Below are 19,492 nucleotides of genomic sequence, written 5' to 3'. Positions count from 1 at the left end.
CAAGGGACGCCATACATCTGAAGATCCCGTTCGACGCCGTCGATGAACGGCGCCGAGGCTGGTGTGGCGATCGGGTGAGGCGCCAGGATGTGGGCGAAGAGCCGGGGAAACGAAAAACCCCCGCTCAGCGGGGGTTTTCGGATGGCTGGGGTACCTGGACTCGAACCAAGAACAAAGGTACCAGAAACCTCCGTGTTGCCAATTACACCATACCCCAAGGCGCCGAGCAGAAGCTCGTGCCAAGGATCGAGTCTACGCGATGCGAGCAAGTCGGCCAAACCGGCGCCTCGCGAGACCGGCCCTACTCGGCGCGGAACTCCCCCAGTGCGACCAGGCGGCGGATCGACTCGGCCTTGCCGAGCAGCTCCATCGACTCGAACAGCGGCGGCGAGACGCGGCGACCGCTGACGGCTACACGCAGGGGCCCGTATGCGACGCGCGGCTTGATCGCGAGCCCCTCGATGAGCGTGGCGGCGAGGGCTTCCTGCACGGCGGCTGCGGTGAACTCGTCCTCCGGGATGAGCTCGAGCGCCCCCACGGATGCCGCCAGAACGACCCCCGTGTTGTCGGGAAGCCCCGCCAAGGCGTCCTCGGTGTAGAAGATCTGGTCGGTGAACAGGAACCGAAGCAGGTTCGGCGCGTCGCCGAGCAGCTGCAGACGCTCCTGGATGAGCGGCGCTGCCTTGCTCAGCATGGACTCGTCCGCCCTGCTCAATGGGACGGTCAGAACGCCTTCCGCCGCAAGGTAGGGGACGATGCGCGCAGCGAAATCGTCGGGCTGCAGCATCCGGATGTGGTCGCCGTTGATCGACTCGGCCTTCTTCTGGTCGAAACGGGCTGGATTCGGGTTGACGTTCACGATGTCGAACGCCGCGACGAGCTCGTCGAGCGAGAATACATCGCGGTCGTGCGAGAGAGACCAGCCCAGCAGCGCGAGGTAGTTCAGCAGGCCCTCGCGGATGAAGCCCTTCTCACGCTGCAGGAACAGGTCCGCCTTCGGGTCGCGCTTGGAGAGCTTCTTGTTGCCCTCGTCCCCCAGCACAAGAGGCATGTGGGCGAAGCGCGGGATGAATGTCGTCACGTCGGCGTCGATGAGCGCACGGTAGAGGGCGAGCTGGCGCGCGGTCGAGGGCATGAGGTCTTCACCGCGGATCACGTGAGTGATGCCCATGAGAGCATCGTCCACCGGGTTCACGAAGGGGTAGAGCGGCACTCCGCCGGCACGGACGACCACGAAGTCGGGGAAGGACCCGGCTGGAAAGGTCACCTCGCCGCGGATGAGGTCGACGTAGGTGAGGTCTTCGTCGGGGACGCGCAGCCGCCACGCCGGCTCACGGCCCTCGGCGCGGTACGCCGCCTTCTGCTCGTCGGTCAGGTCGCGGTCGAAGTTGTCATAGCCGAGCTGCTTGGCCCTGCCGGCCGCCTCGTTGCGGGCGTCGATCTCCTCGGGGGTCGAGTAGCTCTCGTACACCGCGCCCGTGGCTTTGAGCTTGTCGAGCACCTCGAAGTAGATGTCATGGCGCTGCGACTGGCGGTAAGGCGCGTGGGGGCCACCGACCTCGACACCTTCGTCCCAATCGATCTCGAGCCACCGCAGGGCGTCGAGCAGCTGGTGATAGCTCTGCTCGCTGTCGCGCGCTGCGTCGGTGTCTTCGATGCGGAACACCAGCGTGCCGCCGTTGTGCCGGGCGTATGCCCAGTTGAAGAGCACGGTTCGGATCAGCCCCACGTGCGGAAGCCCGGTGGGCGAGGGGCAGAAGCGCACGCGCACGTCGGCGCCGGCGGCGGTCGTGGTGCGGGGATCGGGGGTAGACATCGTGTCCCAGCTTAGTTCGCGGATGCCGCGGGTCTGAGTCAAGGTCGGCACGACGTCAGGCGCCACCCGATGCCGTGCATGTCGTCGATCGCTAGGTCGCACGGGTTCCGGCGGCCACCCTCCCCAAGGGCGCGAGGGCGATGACGCCCACCACGGCGATGCCGACGAGCAGCGCGAGTCCGCCGTAGCCGATCCAGCCGAGGATCACGCCCGCGAGAATGGCGCCGGTCGCGGCGACGATGCTCATCGTGAAGTCGCTGAGGCCCTGGCGACGGGTGCGCTGGCCCTCGGACGAGGCTTCGGTCAGCAGCGCGGAACCGGCGACCGTGGTCGCGCTCCAGCCGAGTCCGAGCAGGATCAGGCCGACCGTGACCGCGATCGGCGAGTCCTGGCCGAACGAGGCGGTCACGAGCGCGGCCGCGACGATCACCTGCCCGAGCAGGATGGTCGGGACGCGGCCGAGGCGGTCGGCCAGGATGCCGAACACAGGTGACAGGGCGTACATGCCGGCGATATGCAGGCTCAGAGTGATGCCGATGATCGTCAGGGTCGCGCCCTGGTGCAGCAGATGCACCGGCGTCATCGCCATGACGGCGACCATGACCCCATGGGCCGCGGCGATCGCGAAGATCGCGTAGCGGGCTGCACGGGGCTGGTCCGGCTTCGCGATGGGGGTCGATTCGGTGTTCGCATCAGCATCCGAAACCACGCGCTGGGCCAGCAGCAGCGGGTCCGGCCGCAGTGCGGCGAAGTACAGTGCGATGGCGAGCACCTGTCCGACGATCGTGAAGACATACGGTCCCGTGAGGGGCGGCATCCCGAGCGCCTCGCCGGCAACCTCTCCGGGACCGGTCAGGTTGGGGCCGAGCACCGCACCGATCGTGGTCGCCCACACGACGATCGACAGGTCGCGGCCCCGCGAGGCGTCGGTCGCCAGGTCGGCCGCCGCGAAGCGCGACTGCAGGTTCGCCGCCTGGCCTCCGCCGACCAGCAGGAAAGCAGCCAGCAGCAGCGGGAACGAGCGGATGCCGACCGCCAGCACCACGAGGGTGACCCCGACCAGCGCGATGGCCATGCCCGTCGCGAGGGAGAGCCGTCGGCCGCGCCGCCGGGCCAGCCGCGCGAGAGGAATCGCGCTCAGCGCGGTGCCGAAGGTGACCGCGGCCGCGGCGAGCCCCGAGAAGGTCTCATCGCCGGAGATGTCGGCGGCCAGCACCGCTCCGAGCGAGAGCGTGGCCCCGAACGCGATGCCGCCGAGCACCTGCGCGACGGAGAGCACGCCGACCGTGCGGCGCTGGACGCGTGCGATCTCCGCTGTGGTGAGCGGTGCTGTCAACGACGCCGGAACGCTATCCATGGGTCCGGGTCACCCGTTACGGGCGCTGTTGCGCAGGGTGCCCAGGCCCGAGATCTCGACGTCTATCGTGTCGCCCGCGACGAATGCTCCGACGCCCGAGGGCGTGCCGGTGAGGATGACGTCGCCGGGCAGCAGCGTGAAGGCCGCCGAGGCGTACGCGATGATGTCGGCGACCGAGTGGATCATGTCGCTGAGCGGTGCGCGCTGGGCGACCTCGCCGTTCAGGCGCGTCTCGAGGGTCGCTGATGCCACGTCGAAATCCGTCTCGATCGCGGGGCCCAGCGGGCAGAACGTGTCGAAACCCTTCGCGCGCGCCCACTGACCGTCGGTCTTCTGAAGGTCGCGGGCGGTGATGTCGTTCGCGATCGTGTAGCCGAAGATGACCTCCGCGGCCCGCTCGACTGCCACGTTCTTCGCGATCGAGCCGATCACCACAGCCAGTTCGCCCTCGAACGAGGTGAATTGCGACTGCTTCGGACGCACGATGGCGTCGCCGGGGCCGATCACCGAGGTGTTCGGCTTCAGGAAGAGCATCGGCTCGGCCGGGACCTCGTTGCCGAGCTCTTCGGCGTGCGCACGGTAGTTGCGCCCGACGCACACGACCTTGGACCGAGGGATGACCGGCGCCAGCAGCGTGACTTCGCTCAGCGGCACACGCTCCCCCGTTGTGTCGAACCCTGCGAACATCGGGTCGCCGTCGAGCACCACCAGATCGGCGTCGTCGACGATGCCGTAGCGGATGGTGTCCTGGTGGCTGAAGCGGGCGATCCTCACCGGATCAGCCTACTCAGCCCTGGCGACCAGGTCAGGCGTCCAGGCGCAGCATCCAGCCGTGCCGGTCCTTCGCACGCCCGTACTGGATGTTCGTCAGCTCGCGGCGCAGCTCGAGCGCGAGCGTGCCGATGGGCTGCTCGTCGAAGAAGTCCTTTCCCTTCAGCGCGCCGATCGGCGTGACGACGGCGGCCGTGCCGCAGGCGAACACCTCGACGATATCGCCAGAAGCCACGCCCTGGCGCCACTCGTCGAGCGGCACGGCACGCCCCTCGACCTTGTGGCCGCGATCCATCGCAAGCTGCAGGATCGAGTCGCGCGTGATGCCCTCGAGGATCGACGGCGACTGCGGAGTCACGAGCGTGCCGTCCTTGTAGACGAACACGATGTTCATTCCGCCGAGCTCTTCGACGTTGCGGTCGGCGTCGAGGAATACCACCTGGTCGCACTCGTTCTCGTAGGCCTCGGACTGCGGCAGCAGCGACGCGGCGTAGTTGCCGCCGGTCTTGGCTGCGCCCGTGCCCCCCTTGCCGGCGCGCGCGTAGTCCTCCGACAGCCAGATCGAGACCGGCTGCACACCGCCCTTGAAGTAGGCTCCGGCTGGCGAGGCGATCACGTAGTAGTTGACCTTGCGCGCCGGACGGACGCCGAGAAAGGCCTCCTTGGCGAACATGAAGGGCCGCAGGTAGAGACTCTGGTCCGCGCCCGACGGCACCCATTCGCCGTCGACGGCGATGATCTCGCGCAGCGACTGGATGAAGTACGACACCGGCAGCTCAGGCAGCGCGAGGCGCCGTGCCGACCGCTGCAGGCGGCGGCCGTTCTGCTCGGGACGGAACGTGTGGATCGAGCCGTCCGCATGGCGGTACGCCTTGATGCCCTCGAAGACCTCCTGACCGTAGTGCAGCACGGCAGCTGCCGGGTCGAGGGCGATCGGACCATACGGCTGTACGCGAGGGCGATGCCAGCCGCCGCCGACCGACCAGCAGATGTCGACCATGTGGTCGGTGAAGTTCATGCCGAACCCGGGGTCGGCGAGGATCGCGTCGCGCTGCGCGGGGTTCTTCGCGGCGGGATTCCTTGTCACAGCGAACTCGAGGGGGGCGAGTCCGGTGTCAGGGTCGATTCCGATGAGTGTCATGTCACGTCCAAGCGATGAGTGAGCCCACGGGGTGGGCGAGGTCCAGATTACGCCTGCAGTCGAGCGACGATCGCGTCGCCGATGTCGGCCGTCAGGCGGGCGGCGCCGCCGCGTTCCGCGATGTCGTCCTCGACAGCGCGGGTGACACGCTGGGCCTCGTCATGCAGCCCGAGATGATCGAGCAGGAGCGAGATCGAGAGGATCGCGGCCGTGGGGTCGGCCTTCTGCTGCCCCGCGATGTCGGGCGCCGAACCATGAACGGGCTCGAACATCGACGGGAACGCGTCATCCGGGTTGATGTTCCCGGACGCTGCCAGACCGATGCCACCGGTGACGGCGCCGGCCAGGTCGGTCAGAATGTCGCCGAAGAGGTTGTCGGTGACGATGACGTCGAAACGAGACGGGTTTGTGACCAGGAAGATCGTCGCCGCGTCGACGTGCAGATAATCTACCGCTACTTCGGGGTGCTCTTTCGCCACGTCGTCCACGATCCGCTGCCACATGCCCCCGGCGTGCACGAGCACGTTCGTCTTGTGCACGAGCGTGAGCTTGTTGCGGCGACGGCCGGCGAGGGCGAACGCGTAGCGCACGACCCGCTCGATGCCGTAGGCGGTGTTGACGGATGTCTCGTTCGCGACCTCGTGCGGGGTGCCCTTGCGGATCGACCCGCCGTTGCCCACATACGGTCCCTCGGTGCCCTCGCGCACGACCACGAAATCGATCTCGCCCGGATCGGCGAGCGGCCCCGGCGCACCGGGATAGAGCTTCGACGGGCGCAGGTTGACGTAGTGATCGAGCTCGAACCGCAGCTTCAGCAGCAGGCCGCGTTCGATGTTCGCATCCTTCAGGCGCGGGTCGCCGGGCACTCCCCCGACAGCGCCGAGCAGGATCGCGTCGTGAGCCTTGATCGCCGCGAGGTCGGCATCCGTCAGCGTGTCGCCGGTTTCGAGGAAGCGCGCGGCTCCCAGCGAGAATCGCGTCCTCTCGAACCGGATGCCCGAGTCTGCCGTCGCAGCGTCGAGAACCCTCTCCGCCTCGGCGATGACCTCGGGGCCGATGCCGTCTCCCGGGATGACGGCCAGTTTCACGACACGCGACATTGCTCTCCTTCTCCCCCTGCCAGCGTACCGGCGCTCAGAACTCCTTCGTTTCGGTGGCACCGGCGCGGAAGAGCCCCGCAGATACGGAGGACCACCAGCCGCAAGCGCGCGGATTGGAGGAGTTCTGCTCGCGTTCAGTGCTCGGCGGGCACGCGCTTCTGGCGGCCGCCGAGGGTCAGGGCGGCGATCACGGCGGCGATCACGATGAGACCGGCGCCGATGAGCGCGGTGACCCCGACTCCTGCGTCGAATGCGTGGGCTGCGGCATCCCGCAGCGCCTGGCCGAGGGTGTCGTCGAGTGTGTTCGAGGCTGCGACGGCACCGGCCAGGGTCTCGCGCGCGGTATCGGCCGCTTGCCCGGGAAGGCCTGCGGGCAACGCCAGATTGGCGCGGTAGAACACGGCGAGCAGGCCACCGATGATCGTGGTGCCCAGCACCGCGCCGAGCTCGTAGGCCGTCTCAGAGACAGCGCTGGCGGCACCGGCCTTCGCCGGCGGGGCGCTGGCCAGGATCAGCTCGTTCGACACGGTCTCGGCAGCGCCGATGCCGACGCCGAGCGACACGAACGCGGCGATCAGCAGCGGGAGCGCGCCGGCACTCGTACTCACCGCGACCAGCAGGTAGCCGAGGACCGAGAAGCTCAGCGCGACGGGCACGACGACGCGCGGCGCGACGCGCTTGGCGATCGGCACGACGCCGATGCCGGCGACGATCATCGCGAGCAGTCCGGGGACGAGCGCGAGCCCGGCCTGCATCGGCGACAGGCCGACGATCAGCTGCAGGTGCTGCGCGACGAAGTACAGGAAGCCTACGAGCCCGATCACGCTCAGCAGGTTCACCAGCACCGAGCCGGAGAAGGTCGGGCGGCGGAACAGGGCCATGTCGAGCATCGGCGTCTCGAGGCGGTTCTGACGGCGCACGAACAGCACGCCGAAGACGACTCCGGCCACGATGAGCACGATCGGCAATGGGCTCTCGGTCCCGTGCACCGCGAACTCCTTGATCGCGTAGACGATCGGAACCATGGTCAGCAGCGACAGCGCGACGCTGAGCGGATCGAACCTGCCCGGGTTCGGGTCGCGGCTCTCGGGCACCAGGATCGGCACCAGGATCAGCAGCGGCACGAGAACCGGCACGGCGATGAGGAACACGGCACCCCAGGCGAAGTGCTCGAGCAGGATGCCGCCCACCACGGGGCCCAGTGCGGCACCGGCCGAGAACCCGGCGGCCCACACCGCGATCGCCAGGCGGCGCTGGTCGCGGTTGGTGAAGATGCTGCGCAGCAGCGACAGGGTCGAGGGCATCAGCATGGCGCCGAAGACGCCCATCGCCGCGCGGGCGGCGATGAGCCACTCGGCGCTCGGCGCGAATGCGGCCAGGGCCGACACGACGCCGAAGCCGGTCGCGCCGATGAGCAGCATCCGTCGTCGTCCGAATCGGTCGCCGAGCACTCCCATGGTCACCAGCAGGCTGGCCAGCACGAGGGGGTACGCGTCGATGATCCAGAGCTGCTGGGTCGCGGTGGGCTCGACGTCGAGCGCGATCTGCGGAAGCGCGAAGCTCAGCACGGTGTTGTCGACGGAGACGAGCAGCACCGGCAGCATGAGCACGACGAGCGCCACCCAGCCGCGCCAGCCCACCCGTGTGGCCTGCGCGTCGGCGATGGCGATGTCTTGCGTCAGAGTAGTCATCATATATAAACCGTCCAGTCGGTATAGTAACAGATGTGACTGAGCGGGCGCAGGGCAGGCACTCGATACGATCAAGCCCATGAGCCGTCCGCCGCACGCCCGCGAGAGCGTGCTCGACGCGTTCGAGGCGATCCTGATCGACGAGGGCGAGCGCGCTGCGACGATGGATGCCACGGCCCGGGCCGCGGGGGTATCCAAGGGCGGCCTGCTCTATCACTTCGGTTCGAAGGATGCGCTCGAGTCGGGAGTGATCGACCGACTCGACGCCCTGGTCACCGACGACATCACGGCCATGTCGACCGCGCCGGAAGGGCCGATCGCGTACTTCCTGAGGTCATCGGTCATGCAGAACGACCCGCTGGACCGCGCGATCCTCGCGACCTCGCGGCTCGCGCAAGGCGGAAACGTCTCTGCAAGCACCGCGCTGCGCGATGTGCGCGAGCGGTGGGGCGATGCGCTTCGTCCGCACACGAAGGACGCCGCATCCCTCGATCTGGTCATGCTCGTGAGCGACGGCCTTTACTTCAACAACGCGCTGGCCGGTGGCAATATCCCGGGTCCGGTGCCCCGCGGCGCCGAGATGGACGCGCTGATCGCGCTGGTGGAGCGCGCCGCACGGCGCTGAGTCACCCAGCGGCGACGCCTACGGCTCGGTGATCTCGATCTGCCGGAAGAGGTCGGCCTGAACCGCATCGCGCAGTTCGAAGAGCATCTCTTCGGGAACCAGTGAGTCCACGGTGAGCACCGAGAGCGCGCGGCCGCTCGCATCGGGGTGCGCGACTTGCAGGCCGGCGATGTTGATGCCCGCATCGCCGAGGGTCTTGCCGTAGATGGCGACGATGCCGGGGCGATCGGCATAGCGCATCACGATGTGGTGCTGCTCCAGCGCCACCTCGATCTCGTAGCCGTTGATGCCCACCACCTTGGGAACCATGCGGGTTCCGGCGAGGGTGCCGGCGATCGTGAGCACTGTCGCGTCCGAGAGCGTCCCGCGCAGGATCGTGAGGTTGCGGTACAGCGGACTGTCGGCCTCGACGATGAGCCGGGTCTCGATGCCGCGCTGCTCGGCGAACAGCGGCGCGTTCACGTACGAGACGTTCTCGCTGATGACGTTGGTGAGGATGCCCTTGAGGGCGGCGAGGCGGTAGACGCTGACGTCGTAGGCGGCGAGTTCGCCCCGCACCTCGATGTCGAGGGAGGTGAGCGCGGCGTGCGCGAGGCCGGTGAAGAACTGCCCCAGCTTCTCGACCAGGGCGATGCCCGGGCGCACGAACGGATCGATGATCCCGCCCGCGACGTTGACGGCATCCGGAACCAGGTCGCCCTCGAGCGCGAGCTTGACCGAACGCGCAACCGAGACGCCGGCCTTCTCCTGCGCCTCGTCGGTGCTCGCGCCGAGATGCGGCGTGACGACCACGTTCGGCAGGTCGAGCAGGCGCGAAGCGGTCGAGTCCGTGGCCGGCGGCTCGGAGGTGAACACGTCGAGGCCGGCACCGGCGATGACACCGGTGGTCAGGGCGGTGTGCAGCGCATCCTCGTCGATGAGACCGCCGCGGGCCACGTTGATGACGAACGCGGACGGCTTCATGAGCGCGAGTTGCTCGGCGCCGATCATCCCGGTTGTCTCGGGGGTCTTCGGCATGTGCACGGTGACGAAATCGCTCTGGCGCAGCACCTCGTCGAACGAGAGCAGCTCCACCTGCAGCTGCTGAGCACGTGTAGGTGTCACGTAGGGGTCGTACCCCACGACGCGCACGCCGAATGCGCGCAGCCGCTCGGCGATCAGTGCGCCGATGCGGCCCAGGCCGACGATGCCGACGGTCTTCTCGAAGAGCTCGGTGCCGGTGTAGGCGCTGCGCTTCCACTGACCGCCGGCGAGCGAGGCGTGTGCGTTCGGGATGTGCCGGGCGAGGCTCAGGATGTGGCCGATCGTGAGCTCGGCGGCCGAGATGATGTTCGAGGTCGGCGCGTTGACCACCATCACGCCCGCGGTCGTCGCCGCCTTGATGTCGACGTTGTCGAGGCCCACGCCGGCACGTGCGATGACCTTGAGCTGCGGCGCAGCGGCGATCGCCTCGGCGTCGACCTTGGTCGCCGACCTGACCAGCACCGCGTGGGCGTCGGCGAGTGCTGCAAGCAGCACGGGGCGGTCAGTGCCGTCGATCTGGCGGACGTCGAAGTCCGGACCCAGTGCGTCGATCGTGGCGGGAGAGAGTTCTTCGGCGATGAGCACAACAGGCTTCGTCACGACAGCGGATCCTTTGGAGCGTGGGCACGCAGGACGCGGCCGGGGAAAGACGAGTGGATGCTGCGCCGCACGCCATCGGGGCGCATTCATGTCACACTCTATCGGCTCGGCCCGCGCGGTCCCGCGCGTGTGACGACCGCCGAGGCGGGATCAGTTCAGCAGGGATGCCGTGTTCAGGGTCGTGTACGCGACGACATTGAGCCAGAACACCGCGGTCAATGCGAGCCCGGTGAGCATCACGAGGATGAAGTGATGCGCAGGTCGCCGCCACCCGATCGCGAGGGCGGCGCCGAATGCGATGATCGGAAACACCGTGGCGAAGATCCAGATGAACCAGCCGAGCGCGTTCAGGCCGGTCAGCAGCTGTGCGGCCTGGATCAGGTTGCCCAGCGCGTTCCACACCGCGTACGCGTAGAACAGGCCGAACACCCCGGCGATGGCGACGACCAGCCACGTGGGGTTGGTGCGCTTGAGCGTCGTGCTGCTCACTGTCCCACCGTCCCGATCATGACGAACGGCCACGGCAGCAGCAGCGCCGCACCGGCGATGAGCCATGCGAATCGCGCCCACGGCTTCGAGCGCATCGTGAGCAGGAAAACGGTGCCGAACCACAGGAGCGGTGCGAGGACGGCGAGCCAGAAGGCACCTTGGTACATCAGGTCGGTCAGCAGATACGCGTTGCGCGGAACGTCTTGGAGTCGCAAGCCCCCGATCACCCAGCCGATCGCGTAGATCAGGTACACCCCGCCAAGGATGCCGAGGGTGATCAGCGTCGCATTGCCCATCGGCGTGCGACCGCCGGGCATCGTGATCGACCCGTCCGCGTGGACGTGACCCACTTCGTCGCTGCCCTTGCCGACCGCGGTGAAGCCGTCCGGGAGTGCCTTGGGCTCGGCATCCGCCGTCGACGCATCCGGATGGGCCTCGGATTCGACCCCCGTGTCGGGCTCGGGCTCGGGCTCGCGGTCCGCCGGCGGTACGGTCGCGGCAGGCTTCGCTCCGACATCGAGCGTCGGATCGTCGTCACCGCCCCATGCGAGGGCGTCGTCGTCTGTGCCACGGGCCATGTTCTCAGCGTAGCCGCGCCGTCTTCGCGGCGCAGCGAGGTGCCCGGCCAGCGATCCTCCGCGTCGGCCGGGCACTCGGTCCTGAGAACCGCAGACCCGTTCACTGCGCCGTCACGAGCAGTCGCTCGATGCGAGTTCGCCGAGATCAGCCATGATCAGGGATTTCCTGCCCGAATCAGCATTGGTTCGGGCTGCTGGGAAGGAGTGGAACCCGCGTGGAAAGATACAAAGGGCCGCCCCTTATGGGGGCGACCCTTTTCGTACCGCGACATCGGAGATGCGCGCGGAACTCGGAGAATCACACCGATTCGATCCGAATCCGGCGCGATTCTCCGAAATCGCGAAAGGTCAGCGTGCCGCTGAACCCTCGATGTAGTCGGAGTCGGTCTGCTTCCACGCGAAAAGCGCGCGCAGCTCCTTGCCGGTCGCCTCGATGGGGTGGTGTGCACCCTTCTCGCGCAGCTCGAGGAACTCGGGGGCACCGGCATCCTGGTCCGCGATGAACCGCTTGGCGAACGCACCCGACTGGATGTCGCCGAGAACGGCCCGCATGTTCTCCTTGACGTGCGGGTCGATCACGCGCGGACCGGAGACGTAGTCGCCGTACTCGGCCGTGTCGGAGACCGACCAGCGCTGCTTGGCGATGCCGCCCTCCCACATGAGGTCGACGATGAGCTTGAGCTCGTGAAGCACCTCGAAGTACGCGATCTCAGGCTGGTAGCCCGCCTCGACGAGCGTCTCGAATCCGTACTGCACCAGCTGCGAGGTGCCGCCGCAGAGCACGGCCTGCTCGCCGAACAGGTCGGTCTCGGTCTCTTCGGTGAAGGTGGTCTTGATCACGCCGGCGCGGGTGCCGCCGATCGCCTTCGCGTACGACAGCGCCAGGTCCCACGCCGTGCCCGACGCGTCACGCTCGACCGCGATGATGTCGGGGATGCCGCGACCCGCGACGAACTCGCGACGCACGGTATGACCCGGAGCCTTGGGCGCAACGAGGATGACATCGACTCCCTCGGGAGCGTCGATATACCCGAAGCGGATGTTGAACCCGTGCGCGAAAGCGAGAGTCTTGCCCTCGGTCAGCTTGTCTTTGATCGAGTCGTTGTAGATTCCGCGCTGGTGCTGGTCGGGCGCGAGGATCATGATGACGTCGGCCCAGTCGGTGGCGTCGGCCACGGACTTGACCTCGAAGCCGTCCTGCTGCGCCTTGGCGGCCGACTTGGAGCCGTCCTTGAGGGCGACGACGACCTCGACTCCCGAGTCGCGGAGGTTCTGGGCGTGGGCGTGGCCCTGCGAGCCGTAGCCGACGATCGCGACCTTCTTGCTCTGGATGAGCGACAGGTCGGCATCGGCGTCGTAGAAGATCTCGGCCATGGGGTGTGCTTCTCCTTGTGTTTTCTGGTTCGTGTCTCGATACGCGGCTTCGCCGCTACTCGACAGCCGGTGGTCAGCTGCGCAGGACGCGCTCGGTGATGCTCTTGCCGCCGCGGCCGATGGCGAGCAGGCCCGACTGGGCGAGCTCCTTGATGCCGAACGGCTCGAGCGCGCGCAGCAGGGCATCCACCTTGCCGTGGTCGCCCGTGACCTCGATCACCAGGGCATCCGGGGCGTAATCCACCACGGACGCGCGAAAGAGACTGACGACCTCGAGCACGCTCGAGCGGTTCGCGTTGTCGGCACGCACCTTCACGAGCACGTGCTCGCGCTGCACCGACGACGACATGTCGAGCTCGACGATCTTGATGACGTTGATCAGCTTGTTCAGCTGCTTGGTCACCTGCTCGAGGGGCAGCTCGTCGACGTCGACGACGACCGTGATGCGCGACAGACCCGGCACCTCGGTCACGCCCACGGCGAGCGATTCGATGTTGAAGCCGCGGCGGGCGAACAGCCCCGCGACGCGGGTCAGCAGACCCGGCTTGTCCTCCACCAGGAGGCTCAGCACATGAGTCGACATCGCTCAGGCCTCCTCATCGAACGACGGCGAGTGGTCGCGCGCGTACTGCACATAGCTGTTGCTGACGCCCTGCGGCACCATCGGCCACACCATCGCCTCCGCGCTGACCACGAAGTCGATCACGACGGGGCGGTCGTTGGTCGCGAGCGCGAGCATGATCGCGGCATCCACGTCCTCCTCGTTCTCGACGCGGATCGCGAGGCAGCCGTATGCCTCGGCGAGCTTGACGAAATCGGGGATGCGGACGGTGCCGTGACCCGTGTTCAGGTCGGTGTGGGAATAGCGGCCGTCGTAGAACAGGCTCTGCCATTGGCGCACCATGCCCAGCGACGAGTTGTTGATGATCGCGACCTTGATCGGGATGTTGTTGATCGTGCAGGTGGCGAGCTCCTGATTGGTCATCTGGAAGCAGCCGTCGCCGTCGATCGCCCACACGTGGCGGGAGGGCTCGGCGACCTTCGCCCCCATGGCCGCAGGCACCGAGTAGCCCATGGTGCCGGCGCCGCCGGAGTTGAGCCACGCGTTGGGGCGCTCGTACTTGATGAACTGCGCAGCCCACATCTGGTGCTGGCCGACGCCGGCGGCGAAGATGCCCTCCGGACCGGTCAGCTCGCCGATGCGCGAGATCACGTACTGCGGCGACATCAGGCCGTCGGCCGGCTGTGCGTAGCCGAGCGGGAACTCGGTGCGCAGTCCGTCCAGGTACGACCACCACGCCTCGGTGTCGGGGCCTTCGCTCGCGATCTGGCTGCGGAACGCCGCCTCGAGGTCGACCAGCACATCCTTCAGGTCACCCACGATCGGCACGTCCGCGGTGCGGATCTTGCCGATCTCGGCCGGGTCGATATCGACGTGCACGACCTTGGCGTTCGGCGCGAACAGTGCCGCGTTGCCGGTCACGCGGTCATCGAACCTCGCCCCGAGCGAGACGATCAGGTCAGCCTCCTGCAGGGCGAGCACCGCCGGAACGGTGCCGTGCATGCCTGGCATCCCGAGGTGCTGCGTATGCGAATCGGGGAAGGCTCCGCGCGCCATGAGCGTGGTCACGACAGGCGCGCCGGTCGTCTCGGCGAGGGTGAGCAGCTCAGCCGACGCCCGCGCGCGGATGGCGCCGCCACCGACGTAGAGCACGGGCTTCTTGGCCTCGGCGAGCATCTGCGCGGCGGCCTGGATCTGCTTGCCGTGCGCCTTGGTCACCGGACGGTAGCCGGGCAGGTCGAGCTTCGGCGGCCACACGAAAGGCACCTCCGCCTGCTGGGCATCCTTCGTGATGTCCACGAGAACCGGGCCCGGGCGGCCGGTGCCGGCGATCTCGAACGCCGCGGCGATCGCTCCAGGAATCTCCTCGGCGCGCTTGACCAGGAACGAATGCTTCGTGATCGGCATCGTGATACCGACGATGTCCGCCTCCTGGAAGGCATCCGTCCCCATCAGGGTCGAGAAGACCTGGCCGGTGATGCAGACGATCGGCACCGAGTCCATGTAGGCGTCCGCGATCGCGGTGACCAGGTTGGTCGCGCCGGGGCCGGAGGTCGCGATGGCGACGCCGACCTTGTTGGATGCCGCGGCATAGCCCTCGGCCGCATGGCCGGCGCCCTGCTCGTGGCGCACGAGGATGTGACGCAGCTCAGAGCTGTCCATGAGCGGGTCGTACACGGGCAGGATCGCACCGCCCGGCAGACCGAAGACGTCGGTGACGCCGAGCAGCTCGAGGGAGCGGACAACCGCCTGCGCGCCCGTGAGCACGGGCGCCGAGGCGGTGCGAGCGGGGGGCCGTGGGATGGCCGTGGCCGATTCGGCGGGCATGATGATGGTCCTCTGTCGAGAGATTGATGTCTGGAGGCAGGCGCTACCCCGTGACCGCGCCCTCCGCTGCGGAGCGCACGAGCTTGGAGTATTTGGCCAGGACGCCACGGGTATAGCGCGGAGGAAGCGGCTCCCAGCCAGAGCGGCGGGAACCCAGCTCAGCCTCGTCGACGAGTAGGTCGAGAGTGCGAGCCGCGATATCGACCCGTATCAGATCACCATCGCGCACGAAGGCGATGGGACCAGCGTCCACCGCTTCGGGTGCTATGTGGCCGATACACAGGCCGGTTGTGCCGCCCGAGAACCTGCCGTCCGTCAAGAGTAGTACATCTTGTCCGAGCCCAGCGCCCTTGATGGCGGCGGTGATCGCGAGCATCTCGCGCATGCCGGGGCCGCCCTTGGGACCCTCGTAGCGGATCACGACGACATCCCCCGAGGAGATCTCGCCGGCCTCGAGCGCGTCCATCGCGGCACGCTCGCGCTCGAACACCCGGGCCGGACCCTCGAAGACGTTCGCGTCGAACCCGGCCGACTTCACCACCGCACCCTCGGGGGCGATCGAGCCGTGCAGGATCGTGATGCCGCCGGTGGCATGGATCGGGTCGTCGAGCCGATGGATGACGTCGCCGTCGACGGGGTCGGGGTCGAGTTCCCGCAGGTTCTCGGCGAGCGTCTTGCCGGTGACGGTCAGCGCATCACCGTGGAGCAGGCCCTCGTCGAGCATGGCCTTCATGATGACCGGAATGCCGCCGTGACGGTCTACGTCGTTCATGACGTACTTGCCGAACGGCTTCATGTCGGCGATGTGCGGAGTCTTGTCGCCGATGCGGTTGAAGTCGTGCAGCGTCAGGTCTACCTGCGCCTCGCGGGCGATCGCGAGCAGGTGGAGCACGACGTTCGTCGAGCCGCCGAGCGCCATGGCCAGGGCGATCGCGTTCTCGAATGCCTCCTTGGTGAGGATGTCACCGGTCGTGATGCCCAGGCGCAGCAGGTTCACGACAGCCTCGCCCGAGCGATGCGCGTAGTAGTCGCGGCGACGATCGGCGGCGGCCGGTGCAGCCGAGCCGGGCAGGCTCAGTCCGAGCGCTTCGGCGACGGAGGCCATCGTGTTCGCGGTGTACATGCCGCCGCACGCACCCTCACCGGGAGCGAACGCGCACTCGATGCGTTTGAGGTCGGCCTCGGTCATGCGACCCGCCATGCAGGCGCCCACGCCCTCGAACGAGTCGATGATCGTGATGTCCTTCCCTTCGCGCCAGTCAGCTGGGCCGTCGCTGAGCTTCACCCAGCCGGGCGCGATCGATCCGGCGTAGAGGAAGACGCTCGACAGGTCCAGCCGGGCGCTGGCCATCAGCATCCCCGGGATCGACTTGTCGCAGCCGGCGAGCAGAACCGTGCCGTCGAGGCGCTCGGCCATGACGACGGTCTCCACCGAGTCGGCGATGACCTCGCGCGAGACGAGCGAGAAGTGCATGCCCTCGTGGCCCATCGAGATGCCGTCCGAGACCGAGATGGTGCCGAACTGCAGCGGGTATCCCCCGCCGGAGTGAACGCCCTCCTTGGCGCCCTGCGCGAGCCGGTCGAGGCTCAGGTTGCAGGGGGTGATCTCGTTCCAGCTCGATGCGATGCCGATCTGGGGCTTGTCCCAGTCCGCATCCCCCATCCCCACGGCACGGAGCATTCCACGCGAGGTGGTGGCCTCGATGCCGTCGGTGACGACGCGGCTTCGGGGTTTGATGTCGATGGAGTTCTCGAGACCAGGCATCCTCCGAGTCTATTCCCGGCGGTCGGCCCGCATCCGCGCCAGCAGACTCAAGGCGGCCGCCAATTCTTGGATGCTTCCCACACGCACCGACGCCGCGGTCTGGCCCTGGCCGACCCGCACGCCGAGGTCGGCCGGACCGAGGCTTGCGAGCGCATCCTCGTCCGTGACGTCATCGCCGGCGAACAGCACGGCCGTCGCACCGAGACGCTCGCGCAGGGCAGCGATCGCGGAGTCCTTGCCCTCGTGCCGAAACGAGTACTCCACGATGTTGTGGCCCGTGCGACGACGCCAGTGCGGTGCCCGAAGGGCGACGAGCCGATCGGCCGCATCCCGAGCCTTCTGGGCGTCTTCGGCACTGGCGACTCGGGAGTGGATGCCGAAGCCGAAGGTCTTGGGCTCGACCCACACTCCTTCGAACTCAGAGAGTTGAGCGGTCATCGCATCGCGCAGCTCGTCGCGCAGCAGTGCGGCATCCTCGTCGTCCTCGGTGTCGAGGTGTCCTTCGCCGGGAACCCACAACTCGGCGCCGTGCGACCCGGCCAAAAAGATCTGCGCGTCGTCGGCGTGCTCGGCGATCTCACGGAGGTCGTGCATGCTCCTGCCGGAGACGAAGGCGACGGGGGTGTCGGGCAGCGCTGCAAGCGCGGCGACCGCCTTGGCTGCCACCGGCAGCGCGCGGGCTCGCATGGGCTCGTCCTCCAGCGGGGCGAGCGTACCGTCGAAGTCGAGTGCGACCAGCAGTCGGTCGGCTGCCGCCACTCGTGTCAGCGCCTCGTGCAGGCTCGCTTCATCGGTGCTGCCGTGAACGCCGATCGTCCCGTGAGCATCGGTCATGGTCCTGCGCGGGTGGAACTCTGCCAGCGCCTCGAGGAACTCGCGCGACCAGTCCTCGACGCTGTGCTCGAGCACGCGACGGCGAGCGGCGCGCATGCGGCGCCCCTGTTCGCCCGGTGTCATATGGACAGCCCGCATCATGGCCGCCTTCAGCCCTTCGATGTCGTGCGGATTGACCCTCACCGCGGTGCCGAGCTCATCGGCCGCGCCGGCGAATTCGCTGAGGATCAGCACGCCGCGGTTGTCGACACGCGAGGCGACGTACTCTTTCGCAACGAGGTTCATTCCGTCGCGCAACGCCGTGACGAGCATGACGTCGGCCGCGAGGAAGAGCGCGACCATCTCCTCGCGCGGGTACGCCTGATGCAGATAGCGAATCGCCGTGTGGCCCATCGTGTCGAAGTCCCCGTTGATGCGCCCGACGGTCAGTTCGATCTCACCGCGCAGCTGGATGTACGCCGCGACCCGCTCACGACTGGGACTGGCCACCTGCACGAGCGTCACATCCTGCACGCTCAGCATCCCGTCGGTGAGAAGCTCGCCGTAGGCCTTGAGCCGGTGGCCGATGCCCTTGGTGTAGTCGAGTCGATCGACACCCAGGAAGATGCGCTTGGGATTGCCGAGACTCTTCCGGATCTCACGCGCTCGCTCCTGCACGTCGGGCCGGCGCGCCAGCTCGATATACGACGACGAGTCGATCGAGATCGGGAACGCCTTCGCCAGCACCGTCCGGGTCGTGCCGTCCGCCTCGGGAACGGCGATGCCCGACGCCTTCGTCGCGTAGCGCAGCTGCCGACGGACGGCGCGGGCGAAGTTGCCGGCATCCGCCACACGTTGAAAGCCGATCACATCGGCTCCGAGCAGACCCTCGAGCACCTGTTTGCGCCAGGGCAGCTGGGAGTACAGACCGTATGCCGGAAAGGGAATATGGTGGAAGTAGCCGATCACCAGGTCGGGACGGAGGTCGCGCAGCATCCGCGGCACCAGTTGCAGCTGATAGTCCTGCACCCAGACGGTCGCACCGTCCGCTGCGGCTCCGGCAGCGGCTTCGGCGAACCGGCGATTGACCCGCACGTAGGCATCCCACCACAGCCGGCGGTAGCGCGGCTCGGAGATGACGTCATGGTAGAGCGGCCAGATCGTATCGTTCGAGAAGCCCTCGTAGTAGCACTCGACGTCGTCGGCGCTGAGTGTGACCGGCACCAGGAGCGTACCGTCGAACTCGAAAGGCTCGAGATCGACATCGGGCTGCCCGGCCCAGCCGACCCACGCGCCGTCGGCCTTCTGCATGACCGGTTCGAGCGCGGTGACCAGGCCACCCGGAGATCTCCGCCAGCCATCCGCCCCGTCCGCGTCCACCGTTCGATCCACCGGAAGGCGGTTGGCGACGACGACGAACTCGGCCTTGTCCACTCGTACTCCTGACGCGGGGGAACCTCCAGGCTAACAGCGCCGGTTCGACCGCAACGGGTCACGGTAGCGTGGTCGTATGCGCAAGTACCTCTTCGGCACAGGGCTCGTCACAGCGGTCATCGGCGGCATCACGCTGCTGCGCGGATTGCGCAATGAAGAACGCTTCACGTGGCGCGACGCGCTGGCCTGGCTGAGCTGGGGAATCTCCGTCGCCCTCGTGATCGGCAGGATCAGCGATGCGCGGCGCGCTTCGGTGGGCAAGATGACCAGCACCAACTCGCGCGTCGCCCCGACGGCCCAGAAGCGTTTCACACGGCGCCGGGAGCCGTAGGCGCGAGGTCTATCTCGTAGTGCACGAAACCGGTGTCGGTGGCGACCCGGTCGTAGAGTTCCCGTGCCTTGTGGTTGCCGCGCTGGGTGAGCCAGTAGACCTTGTCGCAACCTGTGTCCGCCGCCCATGCGCGCACATGTTCGATGAGCGCCGCACCGGTTCCGCTCCCCCGCGCATCCGGGTGCACGAAGAGGT

The 19,492-nt window shown here is 67.8% G+C and carries 17 protein-coding genes and 1 tRNA gene; 2 read left to right on the top strand and 16 right to left on the bottom strand.

The annotated features are described in order from the left end of the window. Positions 1-142 precede the first annotated feature (142 nt). The 7 genes from QZV84_RS08350 to QZV84_RS08320 form a co-directional block, all read right to left on the bottom strand. Positions 143-217: transfer RNA gene (locus QZV84_RS08350), tRNA-Gln, on the bottom strand. Between the two features lie 84 nt (positions 218-301). Next, positions 302-1,816: a glutamate--tRNA ligase gene (gltX, locus tag QZV84_RS08345; RefSeq protein WP_292828163.1), complete on the bottom strand. Its 1,515-nt coding sequence runs from the start codon at positions 1,814-1,816 to the stop codon at positions 302-304. A 91-nt stretch (positions 1,817-1,907) separates the two neighbouring features. Further along, the gene (locus QZV84_RS08340; RefSeq protein WP_292828160.1) at positions 1,908-3,152 is read right to left on the bottom strand and encodes an MFS transporter; all 1,245 of its coding nucleotides are present in this window, start codon (positions 3,150-3,152) and stop codon (positions 1,908-1,910) included. A 30-nt stretch (positions 3,153-3,182) separates the two neighbouring features. Further along, the gene (locus QZV84_RS08335; RefSeq protein WP_292828157.1) at positions 3,183-3,947 is read right to left on the bottom strand and encodes a fumarylacetoacetate hydrolase family protein; all 765 of its coding nucleotides are present in this window, start codon (positions 3,945-3,947) and stop codon (positions 3,183-3,185) included. Between the two features lie 31 nt (positions 3,948-3,978). Further along, on the bottom strand, positions 3,979-5,085 hold the full coding sequence (locus QZV84_RS08330; protein ID WP_292828154.1) for a branched-chain amino acid aminotransferase: 1,107 nt from the start codon (positions 5,083-5,085) through the stop codon (positions 3,979-3,981). A gap of 47 nt (positions 5,086-5,132) precedes the next feature. Continuing rightward, on the bottom strand, positions 5,133-6,185 hold the full coding sequence (locus tag QZV84_RS08325) for a 3-isopropylmalate dehydrogenase (RefSeq protein WP_292828151.1): 1,053 nt from the start codon (positions 6,183-6,185) through the stop codon (positions 5,133-5,135). Between the two features lie 134 nt (positions 6,186-6,319). Next, positions 6,320-7,876 carry an MFS transporter gene (locus QZV84_RS08320; protein ID WP_292828501.1) on the bottom strand — a complete coding sequence of 519 codons (1,557 nt, stop codon included), beginning with the start codon at positions 7,874-7,876 and terminating at the stop codon, positions 6,320-6,322. 79 nt (positions 7,877-7,955) lie between these two features. Between QZV84_RS08320 and QZV84_RS08315 the strand changes: the two genes are divergently transcribed. Next, positions 7,956-8,501 carry a TetR/AcrR family transcriptional regulator gene (locus tag QZV84_RS08315; protein WP_292828148.1) on the top strand — a complete coding sequence of 182 codons (546 nt, stop codon included), beginning with the start codon at positions 7,956-7,958 and terminating at the stop codon, positions 8,499-8,501. Positions 8,502-8,519: 18 nt separating this feature from the next. Here QZV84_RS08315 and serA read toward each other — a convergent pair whose 3' ends face one another. From serA to QZV84_RS08275, 8 genes are all read right to left on the bottom strand, one after another. Beyond that, a complete protein-coding gene (gene serA, locus QZV84_RS08310) occupies positions 8,520-10,124 on the bottom strand; it encodes a phosphoglycerate dehydrogenase (protein WP_292828145.1) in 1,605 nt (534 codons plus the stop codon). Between the two features lie 150 nt (positions 10,125-10,274). After that, positions 10,275-10,613, bottom strand: a complete 339-nt coding sequence (locus tag QZV84_RS08305) for a bacitracin resistance protein (RefSeq protein WP_292828142.1) — start codon at positions 10,611-10,613, stop codon at positions 10,275-10,277. Next, a complete protein-coding gene (locus QZV84_RS08300; protein ID WP_292828139.1) occupies positions 10,610-11,191 on the bottom strand; it encodes a DNA polymerase III subunit gamma/tau in 582 nt (193 codons plus the stop codon). The genes QZV84_RS08305 and QZV84_RS08300 overlap by 4 nt, the downstream gene beginning before the upstream one ends. A 348-nt stretch (positions 11,192-11,539) precedes the next feature. After that, on the bottom strand, positions 11,540-12,565 hold the full coding sequence (gene ilvC, locus QZV84_RS08295) for a ketol-acid reductoisomerase (RefSeq protein ID WP_292828136.1): 1,026 nt from the start codon (positions 12,563-12,565) through the stop codon (positions 11,540-11,542). Positions 12,566-12,638: 73 nt separating this feature from the next. Beyond that, positions 12,639-13,148, bottom strand: a complete 510-nt coding sequence (gene ilvN / locus QZV84_RS08290; protein WP_292828133.1) for an acetolactate synthase small subunit — start codon at positions 13,146-13,148, stop codon at positions 12,639-12,641. Between the two features lie 3 nt (positions 13,149-13,151). After that, positions 13,152-14,954 (bottom strand): acetolactate synthase large subunit, encoded by a 1,803-nt coding sequence (locus tag QZV84_RS08285; protein WP_292828130.1) that lies wholly within the window; start codon positions 14,952-14,954, stop codon positions 13,152-13,154. Positions 14,955-14,997: 43 nt separating this feature from the next. Continuing rightward, entirely contained in the window at positions 14,998-16,719 is a 1,722-nt protein-coding gene (gene ilvD / locus QZV84_RS08280) for a dihydroxy-acid dehydratase (protein ID WP_292828127.1), read from the bottom strand. A gap of 9 nt (positions 16,720-16,728) precedes the next feature. Further along, positions 16,729-18,966, bottom strand: a complete 2,238-nt coding sequence (locus tag QZV84_RS08275) for a bifunctional alpha,alpha-trehalose-phosphate synthase (UDP-forming)/trehalose-phosphatase (RefSeq protein ID WP_292828124.1) — start codon at positions 18,964-18,966, stop codon at positions 16,729-16,731. A 76-nt stretch (positions 18,967-19,042) separates the two neighbouring features. Here QZV84_RS08275 and QZV84_RS08270 point away from each other — a divergent pair, with 76 nt between their 5' ends. Next, the gene (locus tag QZV84_RS08270) at positions 19,043-19,297 is read left to right on the top strand and encodes a hypothetical protein (RefSeq protein ID WP_292828121.1); all 255 of its coding nucleotides are present in this window, start codon (positions 19,043-19,045) and stop codon (positions 19,295-19,297) included. Here the strand turns inward: QZV84_RS08270 and QZV84_RS08265 are convergent. Further along, on the bottom strand, positions 19,275-19,492 hold a 218-nt coding region (locus QZV84_RS08265; protein ID WP_292828118.1), incomplete at its 5' end, for a GNAT family N-acetyltransferase. The genes QZV84_RS08270 and QZV84_RS08265 overlap by 23 nt on opposite strands.

The sequence above is a fragment of the Microbacterium sp. genome (genome assembly GCF_011620715.1).
Lineage (GTDB): Bacteria > Actinomycetota > Actinomycetes > Actinomycetales > Microbacteriaceae > Microbacterium.
The sequence above is the reverse complement of the archived record's forward strand: the minus strand, read 5'-3'. Positions and strand labels throughout refer to the sequence as shown.

Coding starts and splice junctions, on each gene's coding strand:
- QZV84_RS08330 (WP_292828154.1), bottom strand. CDS start 5,085: ATGACACTCATCGGAATCGACCCTGACACCGGACTCGCCCCCCTCGAG.
- ilvC (WP_292828136.1), bottom strand. CDS start 12,565: ATGGCCGAGATCTTCTACGACGCCGATGCCGACCTGTCGCTCATCCAG.
- QZV84_RS08315 (WP_292828148.1), top strand. CDS start 7,956: ATGAGCCGTCCGCCGCACGCCCGCGAGAGCGTGCTCGACGCGTTCGAG.
- gltX (WP_292828163.1), bottom strand. CDS start 1,816: ATGTCTACCCCCGATCCCCGCACCACGACCGCCGCCGGCGCCGACGTG.
- ilvN (WP_292828133.1), bottom strand. CDS start 13,148: ATGTCGACTCATGTGCTGAGCCTCCTGGTGGAGGACAAGCCGGGTCTG.
- QZV84_RS08285 (WP_292828130.1), bottom strand. CDS start 14,954: ATGCCCGCCGAATCGGCCACGGCCATCCCACGGCCCCCCGCTCGCACC.
- ilvD (WP_292828127.1), bottom strand. CDS start 16,719: ATGCCTGGTCTCGAGAACTCCATCGACATCAAACCCCGAAGCCGCGTC.
- QZV84_RS08325 (WP_292828151.1), bottom strand. CDS start 6,185: ATGTCGCGTGTCGTGAAACTGGCCGTCATCCCGGGAGACGGCATCGGC.
- QZV84_RS08320 (WP_292828501.1), bottom strand. CDS start 7,876: ATGACTACTCTGACGCAAGACATCGCCATCGCCGACGCGCAGGCCACA.
- QZV84_RS08300 (WP_292828139.1), bottom strand. CDS start 11,191: ATGGCCCGTGGCACAGACGACGACGCCCTCGCATGGGGCGGTGACGAC.
- QZV84_RS08270 (WP_292828121.1), top strand. CDS start 19,043: ATGCGCAAGTACCTCTTCGGCACAGGGCTCGTCACAGCGGTCATCGGC.